This window comes from Chitinophaga varians (assembly GCF_012641275.1).
Classification (GTDB): Bacteria; Bacteroidota; Bacteroidia; order Chitinophagales; family Chitinophagaceae; genus Chitinophaga; species Chitinophaga varians_A.
On sequence record NZ_JABAIA010000003.1, the window covers coordinates 494867 to 521602 of the forward strand.

19 protein-coding genes are annotated in these 26736 nt (G+C 51.1%); 11 read left to right on the top strand and 8 right to left on the bottom strand.

Translation table 11 applies throughout. From position 1 onward, the window contains the following. The first annotated feature begins 175 nt into the window (after positions 1-175). Genes HGH92_RS25240 through HGH92_RS25250 form a run of 3 tightly spaced genes read left to right on the top strand, consistent with a single transcriptional unit; the run spans position 176 to position 2250 of the window. Entirely contained in the window at positions 176-964 is a 789-nt protein-coding gene (locus HGH92_RS25240; protein WP_168873587.1) for an SDR family oxidoreductase, read from the top strand. Between the two features lie 59 nt (positions 965-1023). Beyond that, entirely contained in the window at positions 1024-1425 is a 402-nt protein-coding gene (locus tag HGH92_RS25245; RefSeq protein ID WP_168873588.1) for a GlcG/HbpS family heme-binding protein, read from the top strand. 21 nt (positions 1426-1446) lie between these two features. After that, on the top strand, positions 1447-2250 hold the full coding sequence (locus tag HGH92_RS25250) for a helix-turn-helix domain-containing protein (RefSeq protein WP_168873589.1): 804 nt from the start codon (positions 1447-1449) through the stop codon (positions 2248-2250). Here HGH92_RS25250 and ilvD read toward each other — a convergent pair. From ilvD to HGH92_RS25270, 4 genes are all read right to left on the bottom strand, one after another. Beyond that, positions 2245-3933, bottom strand: coding sequence for a dihydroxy-acid dehydratase (gene ilvD, locus HGH92_RS25255; protein ID WP_168873590.1), 1689 nt, complete (start codon positions 3931-3933; stop codon positions 2245-2247). The two genes, HGH92_RS25250 and ilvD, sit on opposite strands and share 6 nt — an antisense overlap. 29 nt (positions 3934-3962) lie before the next feature. After that, on the bottom strand, positions 3963-4529 hold the full coding sequence (locus tag HGH92_RS25260; RefSeq protein ID WP_168873591.1) for a Crp/Fnr family transcriptional regulator: 567 nt from the start codon (positions 4527-4529) through the stop codon (positions 3963-3965). Between the two features lie 83 nt (positions 4530-4612). Further along, positions 4613-5311, bottom strand: a complete 699-nt coding sequence (locus HGH92_RS25265; protein ID WP_168873592.1) for a LytR/AlgR family response regulator transcription factor — start codon at positions 5309-5311, stop codon at positions 4613-4615. Continuing rightward, on the bottom strand, positions 5308-6333 hold the full coding sequence (locus HGH92_RS25270) for a sensor histidine kinase (RefSeq protein ID WP_168873593.1): 1026 nt from the start codon (positions 6331-6333) through the stop codon (positions 5308-5310). The genes HGH92_RS25265 and HGH92_RS25270 overlap by 4 nt, the downstream gene beginning before the upstream one ends. Positions 6334-6470: 137 nt before the next feature. Here HGH92_RS25270 and HGH92_RS25275 point away from each other — a divergent pair, with 137 nt between their 5' ends. Continuing rightward, positions 6471-8861, top strand: coding sequence for an outer membrane beta-barrel family protein (locus tag HGH92_RS25275; protein ID WP_168873594.1), 2391 nt, complete (start codon positions 6471-6473; stop codon positions 8859-8861). Positions 8862-8891: 30 nt separating this feature from the next. Here HGH92_RS25275 and HGH92_RS25280 read toward each other — a convergent pair whose 3' ends face one another. Then, positions 8892-9578: a hypothetical protein gene (locus HGH92_RS25280; RefSeq protein WP_168873595.1), complete on the bottom strand. Its 687-nt coding sequence runs from the start codon at positions 9576-9578 to the stop codon at positions 8892-8894. Positions 9579-9592: 14 nt separating this feature from the next. Next, a complete protein-coding gene (locus HGH92_RS25285) occupies positions 9593-11581 on the bottom strand; it encodes a hypothetical protein (RefSeq protein WP_168873596.1) in 1989 nt (662 codons plus the stop codon). A 364-nt stretch (positions 11582-11945) separates the two neighbouring features. Between HGH92_RS25285 and HGH92_RS25290 the strand changes: the two genes are divergently transcribed. Beyond that, positions 11946-13109, top strand: coding sequence for a trypsin-like serine peptidase (locus HGH92_RS25290; protein ID WP_168873597.1), 1164 nt, complete (start codon positions 11946-11948; stop codon positions 13107-13109). A gap of 54 nt (positions 13110-13163) precedes the next feature. Beyond that, positions 13164-13511, top strand: coding sequence for a winged helix-turn-helix transcriptional regulator (locus tag HGH92_RS25295; protein WP_211092744.1), 348 nt, complete (start codon positions 13164-13166; stop codon positions 13509-13511). 21 nt (positions 13512-13532) lie between these two features. On the opposite strand, the gene HGH92_RS25300 is transcribed toward HGH92_RS25295, so the two are convergent. Together HGH92_RS25300 and HGH92_RS25305 are read right to left on the bottom strand one after the other, a co-directional pair. Next, positions 13533-14492 (bottom strand): MBL fold metallo-hydrolase, encoded by a 960-nt coding sequence (locus HGH92_RS25300; protein ID WP_168873598.1) that lies wholly within the window; start codon positions 14490-14492, stop codon positions 13533-13535. A gap of 106 nt (positions 14493-14598) precedes the next feature. Then, positions 14599-16026, bottom strand: coding sequence for a glycoside hydrolase family 30 protein (locus HGH92_RS25305; protein ID WP_168873599.1), 1428 nt, complete (start codon positions 16024-16026; stop codon positions 14599-14601). Between the two features lie 117 nt (positions 16027-16143). On the opposite strand from HGH92_RS25305, the gene HGH92_RS25310 reads away from it, so the two are divergent. From HGH92_RS25310 to HGH92_RS25330, 5 genes are all read left to right on the top strand, one after another. Beyond that, positions 16144-16728 (top strand): RNA polymerase sigma factor, encoded by a 585-nt coding sequence (locus HGH92_RS25310; protein WP_168873600.1) that lies wholly within the window; start codon positions 16144-16146, stop codon positions 16726-16728. A gap of 126 nt (positions 16729-16854) precedes the next feature. Continuing rightward, positions 16855-18066 carry a FecR family protein gene (locus HGH92_RS25315; RefSeq protein ID WP_168873601.1) on the top strand — a complete coding sequence of 404 codons (1212 nt, stop codon included), beginning with the start codon at positions 16855-16857 and terminating at the stop codon, positions 18064-18066. A 259-nt stretch (positions 18067-18325) separates the two neighbouring features. Then, a complete protein-coding gene (locus HGH92_RS25320) occupies positions 18326-21598 on the top strand; it encodes a TonB-dependent receptor (protein WP_168873602.1) in 3273 nt (1090 codons plus the stop codon). Positions 21599-21627: 29 nt separating this feature from the next. After that, complete coding sequence (locus tag HGH92_RS25325; protein ID WP_168873603.1) at positions 21628-23079, top strand: RagB/SusD family nutrient uptake outer membrane protein; 1452 nt, start codon at positions 21628-21630, stop codon at positions 23077-23079. 209 nt (positions 23080-23288) lie between these two features. Continuing rightward, positions 23289-26702 (top strand): carbohydrate-binding protein, encoded by a 3414-nt coding sequence (locus HGH92_RS25330; protein ID WP_168873604.1) that lies wholly within the window; start codon positions 23289-23291, stop codon positions 26700-26702. Positions 26703-26736 lie beyond the last annotated feature (34 nt).

The following is a 26736-nucleotide window of genomic DNA, read 5'->3' on the forward strand; positions in this document are numbered from 1 at the left end:
AAGAAGAAGTATTAAAGTGTTGGTGTCATCCTCATAACCTTAAAAATAGGCAAAAAAGTCAATTCTTTCGAAAACACCCCTGTCTGGTCTTCTCAGCAATATATCTTTGGACGTTTCACCAAGCTATTTTGTAACTGGTTTGTTCAACTTTGTGGTGTACTAATTCTCTCGGTATATGAGCAAAACCATTTTAATAACAGGTGCAGCCAGCGGATTTGGCAAAATTGCCGCGTTTAAACTGGCGGAAAAAGGACATAACGTCATTGCCACAACGCAGGTATATCCGCAAATGAGCGACCTGATCCGCGAAGCGGCGGAAAAAGGCATAGAACTCACGGTAAACAAACTGGACGTGACCAACTCCCGCGATATTGCCTATGTGCTTAAAAAATATGACATCGATATTTTAATCAGCAACGCAGGCATTATGGAAGGCGGTCCTATAGCGGAACAGCCGCTGGAACTGGTACGCTCCATGTTCGATGTGAATTTTTTCGGCGCCCTGGAACTGGCACAGGGGTTCATTAAAAAATTCATCCAACAGAAAAAAGGAAAGATAGTATTCACGTCCTCTATGGGAGGTCTGTGGACGGTGCCTTACGTGGCGGCATACTGTGCTTCCAAACACGCGCTGGAGGCTATTGCAGAGGGACTGAAAACAGAACTGGCCCCGTTTAATATTAAAATTGCCACCTGTAATCCTGGTGTTTTCGGGACAGGCTTTAACGACCGGGGAGCGGATTCTATTGGCCGCTGGTATGATCCGGCCGTTAATTTCACGCCGGCAAGCGCATTTGATGGAGTTGCTGACTCCCTCGCACATCAATTAAACCCCGAATCCATGGCAGACGTCATTGTAAATGTGGCGCTGGACGAAACCCCTAACTTTAGAAACGTGCATCCGAAAGAAACAGAAGATTTTGTGAAACAACTGCAAAGTGACGCCTGGTCAGTAAAAAGTTAGGACAATGCACAGGCATTTGCCTGTGCATTTCTTTTATCATCCACCATAAAAAACAAAAGATGAATATTACATATGACAGTGCGGTAAATGCTTTGTCGGCCGCCATAGAAAAAGCAAGGGAATTGAACACGCCGGTAAGCATTGCCGTGGTGGACGCCGGCGGCCACCTGGTGGCTTTCGGGCGTTGGAACAGCGTATATGGCGTGGCAGACTTCGCCGTGAAAAAAGCTAAAACGGCGGTCATGTTTGGCGTGGACACCGATGTTATGGGCGCCATCATTGCCGGCGCCGGTATGAACGGATACGGCATGATCAATGCCAACGACGGCCTGCTGACCATTGCAGGCGGCGTCACCATAAAAGACAAAACAGGAAATATCATTGGCGCCATCGCCTCATCCGGTGGCACACCGGAACAGGACAAAGAAATTGCCATGGCCGGGGCATGCGGAAATCTTTAGGATTTCCGCGATATTCGTATTATGGAAGCAACATCTGAAATCATATTTGACAGGTTTGTCTATTCCTGCGCTTTCGAAAAGTACAGAGGACATGAAGAGTTTATACCCGAACATTTTTTGGGGTTTCAACTCGCAGGGGAGACACATGCGTTCCATGCTGATGGTCAGGCCATCATCCGGGAAAATACCGTGGTGTTTGTCCCTAAAAATCAGCTCATCCGCACCATTAAATATCCTTCCAAAGAAGGAAACTATCAGTTCCTGGCTATCACACTCGATACAGAGGCATTGCGGCGCTACGCGGCGGAAAACAAAATCAGCGTCAGTAAGGGATACAGAAACAGTCAAAAACTGTTCTTCAAACCGGACGAGTTTTTCAAGAGTTATTTTCTGTCGCTGTCCCCTTATGTTAACCGCACTAAACAAGCTACTCCCAAACTGGCAGACCTGAAAATCAGGGAGGCCATAGAACTGTTGCTGCAAAGCAATCCGGACTTCAAAAACCTGCTGTTTGATTTTTCGGAGCCGCACAAAATAGACCTGCAGGAGTTTATGCAACAGAACTATATGTTCAACGTTCCGGTGGCCACCCTGGCCAGACTGACCGGGCGAAGCCTCTCCGGCTTTAAACGTGATTTCGCGAAAACATTCGGCACCACCCCTAAAATATGGCTGAAAGAAAGGCGGCTGGAGGAAGCACATTACCTCATCAGGCATAAACAACAAAAGCCGGCGGACTTCTACCTGGACCTGGGCTTTGAAAACCTGTCCCACTTTTATTTCGCGTTCAGGCAGAAGTATGGTGTTACAACTTCAGCATTATAAATCCGTCCGCAGAACAGCGCCATTGGCCGCATTTGTCACTAACGCCCGGTATTGGCCCAGCCACCTGGATGACAGGGGTTTCCTGACCGGCACAAACGCCGCTTTTCTGTTGGTGATCTCCTCATCAGACAGGTTGACGGACAGTATGTAATTGTCCACGTCGATATGTATTTCATCGCCGTCCTGCAGCAGCCCTATCATACCGCCTTCCGCAGCTTCCGGCGATACGTGTCCGATGGCCGCACCGCGCGTAGCGCCACTAAACCGTCCGTCTGTTACCAGCGCTACGGTGCTTCCCAGGCCCATGCCCATGAGCAGGCTCGTCGGCGTCAGCATCTCCTGCATGCCCGGACCGCCTTTGGGGCCTTCATACCGGATCACTACCACGTCGCCTGCCTGAACTTTTCCCATCATAATGCCGGCTACCGCATCTGCCTGTCCGTCGAAACATACGGCCTTGCCGGTGAAAACACGGGAGCCGGTAATGCCGGCTGTTTTAACGACTGCCCCCTCGGTGGCCAGGTTGCCATAAAGGATGGCCAGGCCGCCCACAGCGCTGTAAGGGTTGTGAATAGGGTGAATGATGTTTTCATCTGCGATCTCCGCGTTGGCAATTCTTTCCAGCAGTGTTTCCCCGGTAATGGTCAGATTGTCTGCCAGCACTTCAGTACCGCGTTTGCTGATTTCTTTCATTACCGCATTTACGCCACCGGCCCTGTTGATATCTTCCATGTGGACGGTCGTCAGGCTGGGAGATATTTTGGCGATATGCGAAACGTTTTTGGAAATTGTATTGATGTCTTTCAGCCTGAAATCCACCCCGGCTTCATTGGCGATGGCGAGCATATGCAACACGGTATTGGTACTTCCGCCCATTGCCATGTCTACGGCAAAAGCGTTTCTGACGGCTTTTGCGTTCAGGATATTTTTTAGTTTGAACTGTTCGCGTGCCGCGGAATCTTTCGCGATCTCGCAAATCCGCCGGGCAGCCGCCCTGTAAAGGGCTTCGCGCTCTTTTGTCTGCGCCGGTATAGTGCCGTTGCCCGGCAGTGCGATGCCCATCGCTTCCATCAGGGTGTTCATGGAATTGGCGGTGAACATGCCGGAACAGCTGCCGGCGCCTGGACAGGCATTGCATTCAATGTCCAACAGCTGTTCGGCTGTTATTTTGCCGGCCTCGTGTTGTCCGACTGCTTCAAATGCAGTGGCCAGGTCGATCGGAGTGCCCGATTTCGTATAGCCTTTGGCCATAGGGCCGCCGCTGACGAAAACGGTAGGCACGTCCACCCGCAGCGCGCCCATGATCATGCCCGGAACTATTTTGTCGCAGTTGGGGATGGCAATCATGGCATCAAGCTTATGCGCATTCATCACGCTCTCCACTGAACTGGCGATCAGCTCCCTGCTGGGAAGGGAATAGAGCATCCCGTCATGTCCCATAGCGATGCCGTCGTCGATGCCGATGGTGTTGAACTCGAATGGAACGCAGCCGTTTGCCCTGATCTCATCCTTGATGATGTCTGCCACCTTGTCCAGGAAGAAATGGCCGGGAATGATTTCTATGAAAGAATTGGCCACTCCGATAAATGGTTTGGAAAAATCCTCGTCTTTGAGGCCTGTGGCCCGCAACAGGGAACGGTGAGGCGTTCGCTGATGACCTTTTTTTACTTCATCGCTTCTCATAAATATTTTTTGAAATAATAGGTTGATGACTAATGTGACTTCAGCCTGCTGAGGGTTTCAGGGGATATGTTCAGATAGGCGGCCAGGTTGGCATTGGACAGCCGCTGCACCAGTTCCGGGTTGTTCTGTAACAGGCTGCGGTACCGCTCTGTGGCATTCTGTGTCAGAAGGCTGCTGAGTTTGGAGGTGACTACCGTCAACCCATACTCGAGAATATAGATATACACCTTGTCCCATGCCGGAATAGTTTCCCGAAGCCGGAAGAAGTCATGGTGGGAGATGGCCAGCAGTTCCGATGTCTCCACTGCCTGGATATACTCCGGGGCCGGTTTCCCCGAAATAAAGCTGACGATAGAGGTAAGAAAGGTATGCTCAAAGGCCATAAACCGGGTAGAGAGGCCGTGGTTTTCGTTGTGGTAATACAGGCGGAGACACCCTTTACTAATAAAATACAACTTATCGGCGACCTGGTTTTCGCTGAGTAACAGGTCGTTCTTTTTGGCAGTGACCGGCTTAAAGCAGGCCATCGCCGCTTCCAGCTGAACTTCGTCCAGCTTTGCTTTTGCCTGTATCAGGTCCGCAAGTACTGTCATCATGGTGAATGAATTACGGTGCCAAATTTCTGATAAATAATGCTCAAAAGCATTGACCTTCATCAAAATCGGGAGAAGGCATTATCTTATCTGGTGGTCCATTCTCCCACCAGTTTGCGGTAGGTTTCCCCGATAGGCAGAAAAGTGCCGTCAACCATCTGGATCTGATTTCCTTCAATGACCCTGATTTTGTTCAGCGGGATGATATAGGAACGGTGGATACGGACAAACAGCTTCGGCGGCAGTTTTTCAAGGATGTCTTTCATCGTTTCCAATACCATGATCTTTTCCTCCGTGGTATGTATCCGGATATAATCTTTGAGGCCTTCGATGTACAGAATATCGTCTGTGGCGATTTTATAATGTTTGCGGTCAGCTTTTACAAACAGGGAATTATCAGTGTCCTCTGCAGGCTGGAAGGTTTCCTGCCAGCGGAAGTACTTCTCCACGCTCTGGTAAAACCGGTTAAAGGTGACCGGCTTCAGCAGAAAGTCCACTACATGAAACTGAAACGCGTCCAGTGCATATTCAGCATAGGCGGAGATGATGATGAAATTATGTTTTTGATTGAACAGCTGCATGAGTTCGATGCCCGTCAGTTGTGGCATCTGGATGTCCAGGAAAATCAGGTCCACCGTTTCCCTGTTCAGCACTTCAATGGCCTTGTACACGTCACTGTCGGCGTACAGCACATTCAGCTGCGGTACTTTGGAGGCGTAGTCCGCAATCAGTTTTACGGCAAACGGCTCGTCGTCTAATATGATGCAGTTTATCTTTTTCTTCATGGCAGTTGAATTAGCAGTTCGGCGGTGAACCGGTTGTTGTCGCGGGTCAGGTGTAACTGATGCGCGCCGGGATAATGAATTTGCAACCGTTTTTTCAGATTATCAAGTCCTATGCCGCCCAGCTTGTCTTTTTGTTGGATGCCGATCTCGTTAAACGTCTTAAAAATGAGCTGTTGATAATTGGCGGTGAGGGTTATCTCAATGGGCGTTTCGCCAGACGTGGCCCCGTGTTTCAGCGCATTTTCCACCAGCGGTGACAGGATATAGGGAGGGATTTCAATATGCTCATTCTCCACCTGGCAGGTAAAATGTATAAAACCGGTTTCCTGGTGCCGCAGCTGTTCCAGTTCGATATATGCCTGGATGTAGTTGATCTCATCTGCCAGCCGGATTTTTTCTTTTTGCGATTCATAAGTGGTGAACCGCATTACCTGGCTGAGCTTTTCAATCGCCGTCAGTGACTTGTCCGATTGAAAATAAACCATGGAGTAGATATTATTCAGCGTATTGAAGATAAAATGAGGGTTGATCTGGGCCTTCAGGAACTTGATCTCCGTGTTTTTATTTTCTTCCAGGATGGTATTGTTATACTCGAGCAACCGGATGAAATAGATGCCCAGCCAGAGAAAGGAACTGAAGATAATGGGCATGCTGCTGTAGTGCAGGTTGTCCAGCATATAATTGAGAAACGTGGGATCGGTGTAGTTTGTCTGGTTAAACAGTACCCTGGTGATCACCTGCTCTGTTAACCATCTCGCGCCGGTAAAGAACAGGTAGGAGATAAACAGGCCTGCCAGCAGCTTTGTCCACCGGAATGATTTGAACACCTGCTTCATCACAATAAAGTAGTGGAAGTAGAAAGTAAGCACAAATACGATCACGTAGGTGGTGTAAAACAGATCGGGCACGAGTATTTTAGCGTAGATAGGGTTTTTAACGAACGTGAAATAGGCGGCCAGTATCCAGAATACAACATGGACCAATAATTCCCTTTTCCCCGATAATGTGCCACGATATAGCATTAGCCTGTTTTTTACAAAGCTATTCATTTCCAAAAAGATATAAAACCGGGTTCGTCGGAAAACGGCAGGGGTTTGTCGATAAAAGTGGCTGAAAGCAGCTAAACCATGCAGTTTTGTGCCACATTTAATCACAGCACATGAAGCAAATTCTCTTTTTACTGGTAGCGGTTTTATATGGTGCCCAGGCATTATGCCAGCAGTTTTCTGTCAGCGGCAAGGTTGTCAACCAACGTAGGGAAGCCGTAGGTTTCGTCTATGCGGGGTTGTTAAAGCGGGATTCGGTGCCGGCGGCACAGGCCATGGCAGACAGTTTGGGCCGTTTCTCCCTCAAAGCGCCGAAGGGCGCCTACCGGTTGGTCATCAGGCAGTTCGGGAATACGGGCCTCGAAAGGGAGATGGTGCTGGACAGGGATATGGACCTGGGAACGATTGAAATACACGAGGGAACGGAGTTACAGGGCGTTACCATCACTTCTGCGAAGAAACTGGTGGAGCAAAAGGTGGACCGGCTGGTCTTCAACGTGGAGAAGGCGGTCATGCCTACCGGCGGCACCGCCCTGGACGCGCTGAAAGCCACACCGGGTGTAAGGGTGCAGCAGGACAATGTGTCTATAGTGGGAAAAGGGGAAGTGCTGGTGATGGTGGAAGACCATCTGCAGCGCATGTCTGCCGAAGACCTGGCCGTTTTCCTGAAATCCATCTCGGCAGATAATATCAAAAGCATAGAAGTGATCACTGCCCCGCCGGCAAAATATGATGCCGAAGGCAACAGCGGGTTGATCAACATCAAACTGAAAAAAGCCAGGGCTAATTCATGGGACGCCAGTATCGGTGCCGCCTATACGCAGAAAACCTACGGTGGTGGAAGCCTCCAGGGACTGTTTAACTATAATCATGGGAAAATCGCCTTGCAGGCTTCTCTCGGCAAAAGCACACAGCAACTGCTGACCACCTCCGAAGGACAGATATTTTACCCGCACGAACAATGGCTGCAGGATATCAGTAACCGGTCCAAAACAAACATGCTCAGCGCCGGGTTGGGCATCGACTATAAATTAACGGCCAAATGGACCACGGGTATTAAATACCTCGGCAGCTTTACAGATAAAATATCGGAGAACAGCCCGCTGACCACCCGCTTCGGAAATACGGAAAAAGCAGTGAATGGCTACATCGCCTCAGACGCAGCCGCCAATAACCAGCCAAATATGAACGCCCTGAACTGGTACCACGCTTTCGCACTGGATTCACAAGGAAAACGTATTACCGTGGACGTTGACTTTTTCAGCTACCGTAAAAAAGACAGCCGCTTCTTTAGCGGCAATGAACTGGCCGCCGACAAAAGCATTGTGCCTGGCACATTTTTCTCTTCCACCAACACCAATGCCAATAAAATCAATAACTATTCCGGCAAGCTGGATGTGTCCCTGCCTTACGCCTGGGCGAACGTCAGCTTCGGTGGCAAAGTCTCCTATACCAATACCAACAACGACCTGGTGGTATATGACCATCACACCGGAAGCCCGGTGTTCAATACCAATCAGTCCAATGTTTTTAACTACCAGGAGTATAATGAGGCGTTATATTTTTCTGCCAACAGGAAGCTGGGCATGAAATGGGAAACACAGCTGGGTTTACGGGCAGAAGCCACGCAAACCAAAGGTTATTCCAAAAACCTGGACCAGACTAACACCAACAGGTATATGCAGTTGTTTCCCACCGCATATGTAACCTATGTGCCTGATGAGAAAAATTCTTTCTCGCTCAACTACAGCCGCAGAATCCGCCGGCCGGACTTTGACTACCTGAACCCGTTTGTTGTCCGTACCAGTCCTTATTTCTACTCCGAAGGGAATCCGTTCTTAAAGCCTTCGTATATCGATAACCTGGAACTGTCTTATGTAAGAAACCAGCAGTGGGTAAGTGCCGTCTACTATTCAAAGGTGACTGATTTCGGGCAGGAGCTTTCTATTGTGGACAGCGTGACCAATATCACCCGGCAGACGCCCGTGAATTATGGCAATACGTATCAGCTGGGATTTTCCACTTATTATAACGTGAGCCCGTGGCCGTGGTGGAGCAGCTTCACCGGTTTTAACGTGAACTATCAGCATGTTAAATCCAGCTCGGCATTTATCGCCTCAACAGACGGATATAACGGTTACTGTTATACGAACAATGACTTTACCCTGAACAAGCCGAAGACGCTCTTCTTCAGTGTTAATTATGCGTTGCAGCTGCCGGGCCGTTACCAGATCTTCCATATTTCCACGATGAATATCCTGGATGTATCAGTGAAGTTCCTGATGGCCAACAAGAAGTTATCACTGACCGTTACCGGTGAGGACCTGTTGAACGCCCAACGGCCGCTCATCACCTATTATTCCAACGGCATTAAAAATACCGTTCGCAGTTATGGTGATACCAGAGGGTTCAGGGTTTCGCTGAGTTATAAATTTGGCAAAAGCAATATTCAGTTTAAACAGCGGGATTTTGGCAATGAAGATGAACGGAACAGGACAAACTAGCTGCTTCCTGCTCCGTTCAGCAGCAACGGTTTATTGGACCAGGATGCTGATGTCCCGGAGACCGTTGCCGGCGATGGTCATGCTCACCAGGGTAGGAGACCGCAGTATGGTGTCTGTCAATACCCGCTTCGCTTTAAAGTAGTATTTGCCATCGCCGAGGCCTATACGTAATTTGTTGCCATAAATGCCGGTGGTGTCTGCAACGATAGCACCGGCGCCTGTAATGGCGGTATCATTGTCGGCCACCAGCTGACTGCCGTATATGTAGACAATGGAGCCGGAGACCCGTTCTTTGTTTTTGTCCGTCACGATCAGGTTTAACAACCGTTGCTGCAAGGTGTCAGGTTTTAGCCGCAATATGATGGAGTCCTTTTGCCCGGGATCAACGGGTTGGGCGTCTGTATATTTAATGCCTGCGCGCACTTCTTCTGTAAATACCGTATAGGACCGGGCAGACAGGTTGGTGAAGGTGAAATAACCATCTGCACCGCTGACGACCGAATACAGGTAGTCACTGGCAGCGGTGCCATCGTAACGGATATAAACCTTTTTACTTTTGAGCAGCTGTGGTTCCTGCACCGTTCCAAGCGTATCAATGAGGTATACGCGGCCGGATAATTTTTTGTTGCCGCTGATATCGTCAAATTCCTTCTTTCCGCAGTTGGACAGCAGATAAACAAAAGCAATGACAATAAGTATGGAGAGAATTGTTTTCATGTCGGGTTGCTGTTTTACTTTGCCATTAATTTGATGAGGTCCACTACAACTTCCGGGTCCAGTGTGACGGCCAGATAGCCGACAGCTGGCATCCGGGTGGCCTTGTCTAGGATTCTGTCGTTTTGTATGCGGTAGTAGTTTTGGCGGTAGAAGTTGGCGCCCGCGTTGACGTTCAGGCCCGGAACAATATCATAGCCAATGCCAAGATAGAGATTGTTGAGCGGGTCCAGTACTTCAAAGCCACCGAACAGGGAAAAGCGGCGCTCCGGCCACCTGGGGCAGATACCATTGTCTCTCAGGAAAGTTTTGAAAGGGTAGTATTTCAGTCCCACAATAAACTTAGCCCTGGCCGCATCGGTAGTGGTAGAGAGGGCGCCCACGGAATCCACGTTGACCTGTCTTACCTGTGAGAAGCCGAAGGCCAGTCCGGCGCCGATGGCGAAGGAACGGAGCTTGCCTACGTTGTAGTGGAACCCTTTGGCGATCTGCTTTTTGCTGGTGTCTGATGCGAGACGTTCTATAATGCTGTATTCGTTGGTGAAAGGAGCGGCTTTGTCATCCTGGCCGGCAAGGATGGTGGTGTATTGGTATTGGCTGCTGTCTGTTTGGGGAGTGAGCTTTTCTGGTACGGGTAAGTCTCCGTTGTATTTAGTCTTGACAAAATGATACAACTCCCAGGTGTGCTGGGCTGCATAAATACAAGGCGCGGCACCTCCCATTGCTGCCGCTTTTTTAATGACTGCGTGCAACGCGGCAGTATTTTCAGCGGTGGCAAGGAATGCGGTAATGACCTTAGCAGCATCAGTTACCGTGGATTTTCCCGTGGATAGGGCGCCAAGGCTCTCCTGTAGCTGCGTTGAAAACTCTGCCTTCTCCGTGAAGTCGGATAAGCGTTGCTCCAGCGTGACTATTTTGTTTCCCGGAATATTTACCAAACCAATATGCATGGCATAGTCCTCTGGATAGTCCCTGGGCGATTTTTGAGAGAGTATATACCCTTTCTGCCTGTCATGATACCTTGTATATCTTAGTTGATCTTTTGTGCTGATTAACAAGACGCCTTTATAGAGGACTTTTTCGGATTGGCTGAACGCATCTGCCTTATTATTTTGTTTTTCAATAAATGAAAGGCTGGCGCTCTTATCGACTAATTTTACCTCTCCCTGTTTTTTCTTTTCAATCAGCATCAAAATGGTGTCCGGACTACCTGGCCCGGGATGCAGGCGTTGCTGTTCTATCGCGTTGTTGACCGCAGTGATAAAACTGTCAAAGTATTGAGAGGTGTCAGCTTTAAGATTTATAGCGGCATAAGACTTAAGCGGTTGGCCATCAGAAAAGTCAAACGGATTAAACCTCGGCCTGCCGCCGGTATACCATAGCCAGCTGGCTAACCAACGGTTGTTGTCTGAATCCTTCAGTTGAGTTAACAGTTTGTCGACCTGATTAATTCGGGTACACCGTTTCTGTATGCTGTCTTTATAGGCGGCATCATTAATTTTTCCATCGGCATGATCCTGCATGATAGCTGTTACGCTGTCCATTAAGAGCGTATGGAGGAGAAGCGTTTTCATTAGCTGGTGCCAGTTTTTTTCTCCGTCCCGCTGGAAATAGCCATGCGTTTTGTTGAAATGATCGAGGACCAGTTCTTTATATTTGTCAACTAGTGTTATCTCAAAAGTAAATGTTTGGCCAGCCTTAAAGTACCCCAGCGTATCTATCGCAAAGGGAGCAGAAATAACGCCGGTGTCTGTCGGGTATAGTCGAAGGAGGATTGGGTCTTTACCCGGATAATTGATAGTGATCCGGCTTGCGGGGAATGCGAAATCGCTGCGGGGCACCGGCAGCAGTTGGTTGGATGCCAGCGCTATCAGGTGTGCTTCGTCCGGTGTATTCAAGTACGCGATCGTTTTATCAATTTCCTGTATCTGCACGTCGTCTGTTTGTGTGGGATCACTGAACCAGGCCTTGTACGCCGGAAGGTACTCAGCTGTACTATTTAGCAATTTCTTAAATTCGACCAAAGCTTGTTGGTATGCATTTATATGTCCCACATCCCCCGCGTCTGAACCGAGAACAGTAAACTGAATTTTATCCGTTGGATTAAGCGTAGCAGGAAGTGGACTGATAAGTGCCCCCTTGCTGTTGATTTCGATGTTAATTAGCCGGGATGTGCTCTTCGGTGGCCATTGTGCGGACACATGACGGGGCATGAACATAGCAGCCATCCAAAGGCATAGGGGAAAAATACCTTTCATCGGGGTGGTTTTGGGTGTCTATAAATGTGATTTATGTTGTAGGAATATCAGAAATAGGTCGACAGTTATTTTGTAACTAAAATAGTGTATTTTTAATTAACCCCCCAATACCATGAAACGAACTATCGTTGTATTTTTTACTGTATGGCTATTTGTTTCCTGTAATAATCACGAAGCCACTCCAACTCCTCCTGCTGTAGATTCTGTCGCCTTAGTGCCCGGGAACGATACTGCGTTGATGCGTCCGGGCGATTTGGATATGAGCCCCATGCTGGAGCTGACCTCCCCTGCGTTTATACGGCAGCAGTATTCCTATGAAGAGCTGTATACGGAACTGTTGCTCAGGAGAAACAACCGGGGACAGGAAATTCCCGGCCTGGATACCTTACCGCCGTTTCTGCTGAAGAGGAAAGGGCTGCGCAGGTTAACAGAGCGGCAGCTGATCATCTCTATAGACCAGATACAACGGGAAAAGCTGAAGGTCTATGGAACATATGGAGAGGATGACCGGGTGGACCCTTATCGGATGTCTGCTGATATAAAACAACTGGCAGGCAGGGTAGGCCTTATCATTGACACCAGCATGTTGACAAAAGCGCCGCATGGCAATTATACGCTGCGGGAGAGCGGAAGCCTGCAATCATGGCATACGGTCTGCGATAATGAACACTTTGCCTTTCAACCGGTGGTAGACAGCCATTGTACCGGTTTTGCCATTGGGGAAAGAGTGATGATAACAGCCGGCCATTGCGTGGACAACAGCAATTATAGACGTTATTGTATCGTATTTGGCTTTTCTATGCAGGATTCCCTGAAAGCGAATGTATTGATAAAGGGAGAAGATGTATTAAAGATCAGGCGCGTGATGAGCAGGGATTCAATATTGGATTTTTCGATTGTGGAAGTGGACAAGCCGTTGTCGAAGGAAAAGATAATGCGTGTTTCCAGGAGAATTCCCGCAGAGGAAGATTCTGTTTATTCTATTGGCTACGGATTGGGGCTTCCCGTGAAGGTGGCTTCCAGAGCGGCGGTGCGTTCGCTGTTGTCATACGGTGGTTTCCTGTGTAACCTGGACGTCTATACGGGAGATTCCGGCTCGCCTGTGTTTGCTAAAGATTCTGTCATCGGAGTACTGACAGGTGGCATCCGGGATTTCAGTTTTATAACGGAGAAAAAATGCAATATTTCCTTCAGATGCGAAAACTGGCGTTGCGAAGGCGAGACGGTCACCAGCGCTTTCAGATTTATGGATGCTTTCGATAGATTAAATAGATAACGGTATAATATCGCTCTATACGCTACCATCGTTACTTCCCGTACCTTTAACCTCATGAAGAATGAGATATTTATCTGCCACAATTGCCCGATGACCCGCACCATGGCTACCATCGGTACAAAGTGGAAACCGATCGTGATCTATACGATCGGTTTAAAGAAACTCCGCTTCGGAGAGATATTCGCGCGGATTGAAATCATATCGAAGAAAGTACTGACAGAGCAGCTGAAAGAGTTGGTGGAAGATGGCATTGTGTTGCGTGAAGCGTTTAATGAAACACCGGTGCGGGTAGAATACACCTTAACGGAAAAAGGCGTTGACCTCCTGAAAATACTCAACCAGCTGACGTTGTGGGACCTGAAATACCACAAACGCCCTAAAAAAAGCAAACCCGCCGTATGATGTCATCGGGCGGGTTGCGTGTTATTTTGTTCTTCCCTCGAGACTAAAAGGAACAGGTATCCAGAGAAAACTATCCCCGTTTTTCTGAAGGTGCCCGATACCCGGGAAAGAGATGTGGGCGGCAGCAATCAGGTGTTTTTCCTGCGCAGCCTTATTGTAGAACGTTTTACGGTTTTTCTGCTGTGCGGCCACGTCCACGTCAAAATGATCGGGCAGGGCAGGGGCCGGAAGTTGTACCGCAGACATATGGATCATATCGCCCCAGAAATATAGCTTTTCATTTTTATTGCTCAACACATAAACGGTGTGCCCCGGTGTATGGCCGGGATAAGGAAGGGCCACGATATGCGGCAGTACCTCCGTTTCTTTGCTGAATGTTTTTACCTGGTTGTTTTGGAGGTAAGGCGTCAGTACATTTTCCGCATTGATAAAGCTTTGCGGGTCAGCACCCATATGTTTGGGATCTGCTGCCGCCTTGTTTTTAGCATTGAGCCAAAAATCCACTTCTGTCTGGTGTACATGGATGACGGCATTCGGGAATATTTTTTTTCCGGCCACCACCAGGCCGCCGGAATGATCGGCATGCACATGGGTGATGAGGATATCAGTGATCTCCTCCGGTTGAATGCCGGCTTGCTGCAGGCTTTCTGTCAGTTTACCACCGTACTTGCCCATAAGTTCACCCGAGCCGGCATCTATTAAAATCTTTTTCCCGCCATCTTGTATCAGGTACGCATTAATGCTAAGTTCTACAGGGTTTTTCAGGAATGAATTGTCCAGCAGCTGCGTTATCTTTTCCGGTGCTGCACCGGAAAAAAGTTTTGTTGCATCAATGGGTATGGTGCCGTCCAGTAAAGCGGTGACGGACATATCGCCTACTTTAACGGCATAGTGGGCGGATTGGGCCATTGAATACAAAGAAGTTCCCAGTAACCATATGCCCATGCTAAGGGTGAATTTCCATCGTCTGTTGTTTCTCATAAACTTGTTTTGGTTTGTAAGTACAAAATTAAGCCGAGGTGGTTTCCAAAAGAGACCGTTGGACAGATAGTGGATACCCGGAGGTAACCACTATTTTACGATCTTCCTAAAAAATATAAGTGCCTACGCTGGCTGCTGGTAAAACCACTACTGCCTGTTGGTCCTGATAACGAAGGTTAAACGACGCTTCGGCGTTATTGTCATTGAATACGATCAGCACTTTTTTACCATCGGGCCTTTTAAAGGCCACGCTGTGGAAACCGCCTTCGTCGTTGCTGCCGATCCTGACAGCGCCGGCAGGCACATACCGGGACGCATGTGCAATAATATAATAAGCCACGTTACGGGCAACATGGTCGCCGTTGATGGTGAGTGCGCCCTTGCATTGGGTGCAGCCGCCGGGCGTATGTGGTTTGTATGCTGTGTCATTGGCGAGGTTCCATTCCAGCGCCGTGCGGCTGTAGTTACGCATGGCGCCGATGATCACGTTTTTAATATGCCAGCGGAGGTTGTTGTCGAATGTTTCTTTGGAGCCGGTCCACTGTTCGGTGAAATAGATGGCTTTATCGGGAGCCGCGTTGTGTACGGTCGCCAGCGCGCTGATATTTCCGGCGTACAGGTGGAAGGCGCTGCCATGCACGTACCTGGCTGCTGCAGTATCTGCCAGGATGGTCAGCGGATAATCCGGGCGGTCGCAGTTATGATCATACACGACGATGTTGGTGCGGATGTTGGCGGCGGCGAATGCTGGCCCCAGATGATTTTTGATGAAATCGCGCTGTTCTTCCGCCAGCATTCTGAGGCTGGGATTATTACCGGGATGCAACGGTTCATTCTGCGGCGTTATTGCGTCTATGCGGATGCCGGCGGCTTCCATGGCCTGTATATACTTTACGAAGTACCGGCTGTACGTTTCATAATATTCAGGAAGAAGCGAACCTCCTTTGGAGGAACCGTTATCTTTCATCCATGCAGGCGGGCTCCAGGGAGCGGCCATGATTTTCAGTTTGGGGTTGATGCGCAGTATCTCTTTCAGCAGCGGTATCAATCCGGTGCCGCCGGCCATATCGGGAGCAAGGGAGAAATGCGCCAGGGGAACGTCTGTCTCCCCGGCGGGCCTGTCGTCATAGGAAAAGACGGTCGCGTTCAGGTCGGAAGCGCCGATACTGATACGCAGGTAGCTGACGCCGAGCTTATGACTGCCGGTGCCGAAAATTTCCTGTAGCAGTTGTCGCCTGGCCGTGGCGCTCATAGCGTTGATCAGCTGCGCGCTGCCACCGGTGAGGGTATAACCGAAACCTTCCACCGGCTGGAACGTTTGTGACGGGTCTACCGTTATTGTAGTATAGCCGTTGGCGTTAGCTCCGGAAAAACGGAGGCCGGTTTGTTCTTTTAACAGGTATTGCTGGTCGCTGCTGGTGACAAAGGCCTCAATAACGGAAGGAACAGCATGGCGGGAGATATGTTTGCTGCCGAAACAGGCAGTGAAAACGGTGGCGATACTGCCGAACAATAACGTGGAATATCTTTTCATAAAATTATCTTTCTTATATCTGGCGGGAAAATATAAAAAGATTTTAAATAGCGGGAGCGTGTACCGCGGGACAGAACTTTCAATTATTTTGCTACTTTAGCAGGAAGGCAGTCCCGCATGCAGGCGAACTCACATGATAACAAGGAACTTTTTCAATTGATCTCCGAAGGCGATGAAATGGCCTTCCGGGAGCTCTTTCACCTGTATGCGCCCCAGTTTCGCGCTATGGCGCAGCATATCACCAAAACCGCTTCGGTAACGGAAGACATTCTCCAGGAAACATTTCTTCGTTTATGGATCAGCCGCGACAAGCTGAAAGAGATAGAACAGCCCCGTTCCTGGCTGATGCGCATCGTTTTTTACCAGTGCTTCACCTACCTGCGGAAAAAGGCGGTACACCACAAGGCCATGGCCACGCTGATGCCGGATGAGCCGGTCTTCAGCCCGGAAGAGGACATCGCCTATGCTTTTATGAAAGAGCAGGTGGGTGTGGCGGTACAGCAACTACCACCGCAGGCCAGGCGTATTTACCTGTTGAGCCGCGAGCAGGGACTGAAAATACCGGAAATCGCCGCGCAGCTGTCTTTGTCGCCCAATACCGTAAAAAATTCGCTGGTACGCTCTTTACACGCCATCCGCAAGCATCTGGAGCAATCCGGCATGCTTTTCCCCGTCCTCGTCCTCTGGCTTTTACGGGTGTGAAAATTTTTTTTTCTTTCGATAGGTCCTAAATGTCCGCTCGCGCGTCTGTTTTATCAGAGGGGGTATTTCACGTTTGAAGAACATACCAAAATCAACCACGTTTAAACTGTCAAAAACGATTGCCATTTGTCAACACAAGACCGCCTTACCTACCTGCTGGGGCAGGCTTTGCAACAAAATGCCACTGCGGCGGAGCTGCAGGAACTGTCCGTGCTGATCAGGGAAGATGACAGCGGCGTGCTGACACGCCAGGTGGAAGCGCTGCTGATGGAACAACTTCCGGACGGCGCCATTGCCGGTTATGACAGGGACTACTGGGACGATGTCGCCAGCCGCATCCTTGCGGCTGATAAGCCGGAGCATGCAGACAACGTTGTGCCGCTGCGTCCGCAGCGCCGCCTGCGCTGGATACCAGCCGCCGCCGCGGTATTGTTGCTGCTCTCAGCCGGCTTGTACTGGCTCCTGCGGCCGAAGGTCCATTCACCAGCCATAGTGGCCTCTTCGCCGGTGAAGCGGGACGTGGCGCCCGGAGGCAACAAAGCCATGCTCATCCTGGCAGACGGCACGGAACTGCCGCTCGACAGCGCCGCCAGCGGAACGCTCACACAACAAGGCAACACCAAAATCAGTCAGCCGGCAGGCGGACAGCTCCTGTACGCAGCTACGTCAGGCCAGCCAGACATCCTACAATTCAACACCCTGCGCACGCCCCGCGGCGGCCAGTTCCAGGTAACTCTTCCGGACGGCACCAAAGTATGGCTCAACGCTGCCAGCTCCCTGAAATATCCGGTGGCCTTCAAAGGCGCCGCCCGACAGGTGGAACTGAACGGGGAAGCCTACTTTGAAGTGGCCCGCAATACCAGGCCTTTTAAGGTAACGGTACGCACCGGTCAGCATAACGACAGCATGGAGGTGGCGGTACTGGGCACACAGTTCAATGTTATGGCCTACGCCGATGAATCAGTGGTAAAAACAACGCTCCTGGAAGGCGCAGTGAAAGTGAGCCGCAACGGCAACAGCAAACAGCTGGCGCCGGGACAGGGTGCGCAGCTGGATAAACAACATGACCAGCTGTCCATTCAGCAACACGTCAATACAGAAGAAGCGGTGGCCTGGAAAAACGGCTACATTCAGCTGGAAGGCAACGATGCGGCCTCGGTGATGCGTATGATAGCCCGCTGGTACAATGTGGACGTGGTGTTCACCGCGCCGGTGCCTGCACACTTCCGCGGTATCATACCCCGGAACGTGCCGGTGTCACAGGTGCTGAAAATACTGGAGATGACCGGAGAGGTACATTTTGAGGTCAAAGACAGGCAGATTATCGTATCGCCCTGATATTCCACTAAAACTGATACACTTATGGGTCCTTAACTTTCCACCAATCCCTTTACCCATACAGGACATAAAAAACCGGAAGCGCTGGTACCGCTCCCGGTCACGTCAGGTCCTGTATGTACAATCGCTTACGGCAATTATTCATTACTTACCCTAACCATACAAATGTATGCAATTGATGCTTTTTTCCCAAAGCAGGCGGCATCGTGCTGCCGCGTGGGACAAAAAATTTCCACGATTATCGAAAAAAACGTTACTGATGATGAAATTAACGGTGCTGCTAATGACCGTTGCCCTGCTGCAGGTACATGCGGCCGGGTATTCTCAGACAGTTACCCTCTCCCAACGTAATGTGCCGCTGGACAAGGTCTTCCAGGAGATCCGGAAACAGACGGGCTATACTTTCCTGTATACCGATGAACAAATGCTGCAGGAGCGGAGGGTGGACCTGCAATTGAAAAATGCTTCGCTGAAAAGCGCGCTGGAAGCCTGTTTTAGCGGGCAACCCTTCACCTACAGCATCGCCGATAAGGTGGTCATCGTCAAACGCAAGCCCGTCGTTACTGAGATGATTGCCCCGGTTGAACAGGAGGTAAGAGGGACCATCACCGATGAAAAAGGCGTGCCGCTGCCCGGTGTCACCATACAGGTGAAAGGCACGGCCAAAGGTGTGGTGACCAACGTAAAAGGTGAGTATGTGATCACAGTGCCCGACGGCAACGCCGTGCTGGTGGTGTCTTCCCTGGGCTATAACAAAATGGAGATACCTGTCAACGGTAAAAAGGAGCTGTCTGTCGCCCTGCAACCATCCGCCTCCAATATCAACGAGCTGGTGGTGGTAGGTTATGGCGAGCAAAAGAAAGGAACGCTGACCAACGCCATCTCTTCCATTACTTCCAAAGATTTTAAAGATGCGCCCGTGAACCGGCTCGACCAGGTATTGCAGGGGCGCGCTACCGGCGTGCAGGTGACCAATTCCGCCGGATCGCCCGGTGGCGGTGTGCGTATCCGCATCCGTGGCTCTAATTCCATCAACGGCAGCAATGACCCGCTCTATGTGGTGGACGGCTTTGTCGGTGCAGAGTTTTTCGCTATCAACCCGGATGACATCGCGTCCATCCAGGTGCTGAAAGATGCTGCAGCTACAGCCATTTACGGCAGCCGTGGCGCCAACGGCGTTATCCTCATCACCACCAAAAAAGGCGGTAAAGGTGGGCTGAAGCTGAACTTTACAACACGCCTGTCTTCCTCCACCGTCATCAAAAAACTGGACCTGCTGAATGCGGCCGACTTTGCGGAAACGGCCAACGCTCACGCGGTAGCGGTAGGTACCACGCCCAAATTCACCGACGCGCAGATCGCGGACTTCCGCGCCAAAGGCGGTACCAACTGGCAGAACGAAATATTCCGGACAGCGCCGGCGCAGGAGTACCTGCTCAGTCTCTCCGGAGGAACAGACAAGAGCGGTTATTTCATCTCCGGTAACTATCTCAACCAGGACGGCGTGATCAATAACTCGTTTTACAAACGGTACACCCTGCGTTCCAATATCAACGCCCGGCTCTCCAATGTCGTTTCCACATTCCTGAACATCACCGGTTCCTACAGCACGGCACAGAATGCGGACATACCGCCCGATGGCCCCAGCAGCCCGCTGGCACAGGCGCTCACCTGGGCGCCTACCACACCGGTATACAATCCGGACGGCACTTTCGTGGTCAGCGATCCCGTTGGCTCCCTGTTTTATAACCCGGTAGCACTCACCGTCAACAGGATCAATATCAGGGACAGGATGCTGGCCAACATGATCGGCGGGTTTAAGTTCGACATCCTGCCCGGACTGACCTTCAATGTACAATACGGCGCCAACTATCTCCAGTACGAAGACAAAAACTTCGGGGGAAAGATCACTAATAATAACGTGTCCAGCGCAGCTATCAGGTCCAACAAGGAAATTGTTTTGCAGAACACCAATATGCTGAATTACAGAAAGGTGTTTAACAGGGTACACAGCCTGGACATCACTGCAGTAGCGGAATACCAGCAGTCTACCTACAATTACTCTTCCGCCGGCGCCACCAATCTCACTTATGAAAATTTCCAGTGGAACAACCTCGCTCTCGGAACTCCCGGTTCTCCCGGTTCCGGCTACTCGAAATGGGCGCTGTTCTCGCTGGTAGGACGCGCGAACTACGCGTACAACGATAAATACCTCCTCTCCGCAGCCCTGCGGCGGGATGGCTCTTCCAAATTCCAGGGCAATAATAAGTACAGCTATTTCCCTTCTGTTTCCGCAGGATGGGTAGTCAGCAATGAACCATTTATGCAGCAGGTACGGGGCATCAGCAACCTGAAACTGCGCGGCAGCTGGGGGCTCACCGGCAATCAGGCCATCAGCCCCTACAGCACCCTTTCATCCTATTCTAATATACCGGCATCTTTCAACAACAGTACACATGTGGTAGGGCTTGTGATGGGCAATATCGGCAATCCAGGCCTTAAGTGGGAAACCACCGAACAAAAGGACATCGGCCTCGACATCGGGCTGCTGAAAGGACGGGTAGCCGTTACCGTGGATTATTTTGTAAAAGACACGCGCGACCTGCTCTTGCAGGAAAACCTGCCCATGTACCTTGGCGGTAATTCCATTACCCGTAACGTGGGCGCCGTGCAGAACAAAGGCTGGGAGTTTGCCGTGGAAGGCGATGTGATCAACAGCGGAGCAGTGAACTGGAACACAGGGTTCAACGTGTCTTTCGTGAAAAATAAAGTGATCTCGCTCGGCGAAGGCAAAACCCGCATCTTTGATCCCAATAACCGCAAAATCGGTGGCGGCATGTCGCCACAATCAGAATTTGTGGTGATGCCCGGCCAGTCACTCGGCGCTATATGGGGCCTCACGTATCTCGGCACCTGGAAGCCCGGCGATGACAAGGCAGCGCTTTACGGCGCCAAAGCCGGCGATTCCCGTTACCTCGATGTAGACAACAACGGCACCATCGATGCCAACGATTACCACGTGATCGGCACTGGTATACCCACTACCTCCATCGGCTGGAACAATACGGTCACGTATAAACGTTTTACGCTGAACCTGCTGTTCCAGGGACTCTTTGGCTTCGACCGCCTGAATTACAACAAGGCGGCGGCCATGTATTACGGTGGCGACGCCCGTGAAGCTACCCTGCAGGAAATCAAAGACCGCTACATTCCCGGTGTGAACGAAACATCCGATATACCGGCTTTCAGTACTACCAACCGCAACTTTACACAGAGCAGCCGTTTCCTGGAAAAAGGGGATTTTCTGCGCCTGAAAAATGTCAGCCTGGCTTATGATATACCTAAAACGGCACTGAAAAATACATTGGGCGTGAAGGTCTTCGTGAGCGCCACCAATCTTTTCACGATCACCAACTACTCCGGTATAGATCCGGAAAGCAGCTCCTCTGCCGGGGATATCCGTCAGGGCATCGACTTTGGTACTTATCCGAACGCAAAGACCATTACCGGCGGAGTAACGCTGAGCTTTTAAATCTAACTGTTATGATTAAACGATCTTACATGAAATACGCGATATATCTGCTGTCTTTTCTTGTGCTGGCAGCAGGATGCAGCAAGGAGCTGACAGAAAGCCCCAAAGGGCTGGTGGCCGGAGATGACGCCATGAGCAGCCAGACGGGCCTGGAGACGGTGCTTTCCGGGGCCTATGGCAGCCTGCTGGTGCCATGGACCAGCGGTTTTACCACGGTATCACAGATTGCGATGACCATGGGCAGTGATGACCTCACCACGCATCCCGGCTCCAACAAGGAGGAGTTCCGCGAGTTTGACCGCTTCAACGTATCATCGCTGAACAGCAGGATGAACCCCATCTGGCTGGGCTGTTACAAAACCATCCAGGCCACTACCAATATCATCAACAACTATAACAAGGTGCTGGACGGCAATCAGGACACCATCCGCGCAATGGTGGGCGAAGCCAGTTATCTGCGGGCGCTGTCTTACTACTGGCTCACACGGCTGTGGGGCGAAGTGCCGGTCATCCCTTCCGAAAAATATACCCCGGAATACCTGAACCTGAAAAAGAGCAAACCCGCGGACATCTATCCGCTGATAGAAGCCGACCTGAAAAGGGCGGAAGAATGGATACCCAATACCAGGCGAAGCTCCGGACGGCCCAACAAAGGTTCGGCCAAAGCTTTGCTGGCGGACGTATATCTCACCGAAGCAGGGTGGCCGCTGAAAGACCAGTCGAAATACGCACTGGCGGCGGCAAAGGCGAAAGAGGTGATAGACAATAAAACAGTTTATGGTTTTGATCTTTATACCGGTGGCTACCTGAAAATATTTGTGGGTGGGACCGTAGAAGATGTGTTCACGCTTTTCACGCGTGGCAACTGGGTGACCTACAATTCATTTTACGGACTGTCTACCATGCCGGAAGACGAAGGCGGGTGGAGCGATTTTTTCCCGGAGCTGAATTTCTTCAACAATTTTCCTGCCGGCCCCCGGAAAGACGCTACTTTCAGCACCCAATTCACGCTGAGCAACGGCACGGTGATCCCATGGCAACAAACCACTACCAAACATCCCTATTATAAAAAGTTCACGATACAGTCAGGCCAGAAAGCCGTGTACATGTCCAATAACCCTGTCATCATGATGCGTTATGCCCATGTGCTGCTGATCTACGCCGAGGCGCAGGCCCGTGCCGCCGGCACACCTAACGGAGATGCCTATACGGCTGTCAATGCCGTGCGGCAGCGGGCGGGTTTGCCTGATCTGCCAGGCGGCATGACGGGCGCTGATTTTGCGGCCGCGGTGGTAAGTGAACGCGCCTGGGAGTTTGCCGGAGAATGGAACCGCTGGTTTGACCTGGTGAGACTGGAGCAGGTGGAAGCTGCCAATGCCAACAAGGCGGCGGGCGACCTGCTGCCGGCCGGTAACATCACCAAAGCAAACTACTGGATGCCCATACCCGGCGCAGACGCGGCAGTAAACCCTAATTTATGACCTGTAGACGAATAAAACACCTGTTTCCGCTTCAACATCGAACATCCGAAGAACCCTGCCGGTACAGCACTTAGCTGTACCGGCCATCCACCCTAAAACGAAACGTTATGAAAACGAGCAAACCAAAATCCGGCGCTCGCAAGGGATACCCTTTGCGACGGACAGCCCTTCTGTTGCAAATTTGGTGCAACCGATGGAAAAAAATCCCTTTGTTACTGCTGCCTGTTTGTTTGTTGTGCAACACGCTGCATGCACAATATCTCCTGCTGGACGACATGGAAGGCCACGGCCCCTGCTCCGGCAAATGGACGTACTACGCCGGCAACACCACTACCGGCAAAGTAGAATTCGGAGTGCCCAATCCAAATCCGTCCGGACTGAACACCAGTCCGCTCGTGGCCAAATTCACCAAAGACACTTCCTGCTTTGAGTACATGAGCGCGTCATGTTCTCTGAGAGACTCTTTTGATCTCGCCACCAACAGCACATTCAAAATGCTGGTATACGCCACCACGCTGGACGAGATCATGTTCAAACTACAACCGGGCACCAATTACAGCAAGGCTGTCTTCTTTACCTTCAAACCTTCGCGGGTGAACCACTGGGAGGAAGCAACCTACAATTTCCAGAGCGTAAAAAACCGGACGGATTTCAACACCATCGCCATTCAGTACATCGATGGAAAGAAAGCCAACGGCATCCTGTATTTCGATCTGTTACAGGGCCCGAATCCCACCGCTATCGTGCTGAAAGATACCAGCATTCAGATGGGGCACGAGAACGGCGCCGTTATCACTGCCCAGGTAAAGGGAGGTACCCTGAAACCCACGCTGACCGCTGCCAACTGGTCGGCCGTGAATTTGCCGCCGGGCGTTACTGTCAGCGGTGTTCAGCGGGTGAATGACACCACGGCAAGTATTACGCTCAGCGGCAATTCTCCGGCCAACTATTCCCGTACTGTCCTCAAACTCCTGGTTGCCGGTGCTGAACTGACCACGGCCAACGTGACCAGCTATACGGCAAAAGGCAACGTGGTGTTTGATGGCAATCCCAACTGGACGCTGGTGTTTGCAGACGAATTTAATACCGACGGCCAGCCGGACAGAACCAAATGGACCGTGGACGCACGTCCCAAAGGCTGGATCAACGGAGAACAACAGGTATACACCGATACCACCCATGACAATGCCCGCGTGAGAAACGGGCGGCTGGTCATCACCGGAAAAAAAGATTTCCCTACCGGCAATACCACAGAACCCTGGTCGTCAGGCAGGCTTATCACACAAAACAAATTCGATTTCCTCTATGGTAAAGTAGAAGTACGCGCCAAACTGCCCCGTGCCCGCGGTTCCTGGCCGGCCATCTGGCTGATGCCCACCACCAGCGCCTACGGCGGATGGCCTAAAAGCGGCGAGCTGGATATCATGGAACATGTAGGCAATAACTTCGGAACAGTATTGTCCACCGTCCATACACAGAACCACAACTGGACCAATGGCGGTGGCGTCAGCAACTCCAAAAAACTGATGGACGCAGATACCACCTACCACGTATATGCGATGGAGTGGGGGCCCGATACCATCCGCTTCCGGTACGATACCATGCAGGTGCTCACATATCCAAATCCGCATACCGACTGGAAGGACTGGCCTTTCGACCAGAAATTCCACCTCATCCTCAACCTGGCCATTGGCGGGGGCATGGGCGGTGCTATCACGGAGGCCGACTGGCCCGACAGTATGCAGGTAGACTACGCCCGCGTATACCAGAAAGGCCTGGGCACGCCGGTGCTGGACACCATTATGGTGACGCCGGCGGACATGTCCTTCCTGCCCGGAAAACAGCAACAGTATACCTTTAAAGCGCTTGACCAGAACGGCTACCCGATGACCATTACGCCCACCTGGGGCATCACGGGCGCTGGCAACACCATTACCGCCAATGGACTGGCCACACTGAATAATTCAGGAAAGGTAACGGTGACGGCTACTGTAGATAGCACTACCAAAACCGGCGTGGCCTTCGTTACCCTGCGGCCGGCCAATTATAAACTGATACCGGTGAAGATACAGGCCGAAAGTTTTGACAACAGCAACAACAACAATTCAGAACCCTGCTCCGATGTAGGCGGAGGCCTGGATGTGAGCTACATCGGTACCAATACCTGGTTTGAATACGACATAGAAGTGCCTCGCAGCGACACCTACCGGATACAGTTCAGGGTAGCGGTCAACGGCGCTTCCAGTCTTCGCATTCAGTCGGACACGACCACCCTGCAAATGGTAGACCTTCCCGCCAGCGGCGGATGGCAGAAATGGACCACTGTCACGTCAGCGCCTATACGACTGGAACAGGGACAGCAAACACTGCGTATTGTAGCCAATAAGGACGGCTGGAATTTCAACTGGCTGAGCATCATCCGGGCGGACTCGGTGCCGTTGTCGCGCGTGGTGATAAAGCCCGACAGCGCCACGATCAATACCGGTCAGACGCAGCAGTTCACCGCCACAGGCTATGGCCAGGACAGCAGCCAGTTCACCGTTACGCCGGTATGGTCAGTACAGGGCGCCGGCGGCAGTATCAATACCAGCGGGCTGTTTACCGGCAGCGCTGCCGGTGATTACCTGGTGCTGGCCACCGCCGGAGCAGTCAGCGATACCGCAATCGTACATGTAGTGGCGCCACCGGCGCTGACGCGTATTGAGCTGACGCCCGCCTCTGTTACCGTGCCGTTGCGCGCATCGCAACAGTTCGTGGCAAAGGGTTACGACCAGCGCAACAATCCCTTCGCTTTTAAACCGTTATGGAGCGTGGACGGCACCGGCAATGCCATCGACACAAACGGTGTATTTACCGCCGGCGCCACGCCCGGCACCTACACGGTGACCGCTGCCAGCGGCTCCTTATCAGCCACTGCAGCAGTAACGACCGATTATACCTGCACCGTTAATGACAAGTATGAAGCCGAAAGTGCATCCAATCGCGCCACCGGCCCGGTACTGGAAACCTGCACGGACACAGGCGGTGGACAGGATTTTACCAACCTGAAAGCAGGCGACTGGTTTGCCTACAGCAACCTGAACGTGCCTGTCGCCGGCAGGTATACCATCAGCTTCAGAGTGATGACCACCGCACCTGTCAAAATATGGATAGGGCATAGCACCTTTAAATTCGATACCATCAGCATACCGTCTACCGGCGGCATCTGGAAAACAATTACAGATACCATCCGCCTGCCGGCGCTTAATTATACCGGCGTGCATATTTTGTCGGGCACCACGCTGAAGTTCAACTGGTTCAGTCTCGACAACTGCGCGGTAAGCGAACCTGCAGCACGGATGGCTTACAACAAGGCGGAATATCCGGCGCCGGAGACAACAGACGCCAAAGGGCCTGTCCTTTATCCTAATCCTACTAACGGGCAACTGTCTATAGACCTGCGGGGCCTGTCCTATACAAGGCTAACGCTGATGGATATACGTGGCAATGTGTTGCGACAATGGAACATCCCGAAAGGGGAGCGGCAAATCAGCCGGGACATCAGTTCGCTGCCCGCGGGCAGTTATCTACTGAGACTGGAAGGGGAGCGGCAAACGAAGACCTTCCCGATCATAAAAATCTAAAAAGAAAAAGAGACGCTGTTTAACAGCGTCTCTT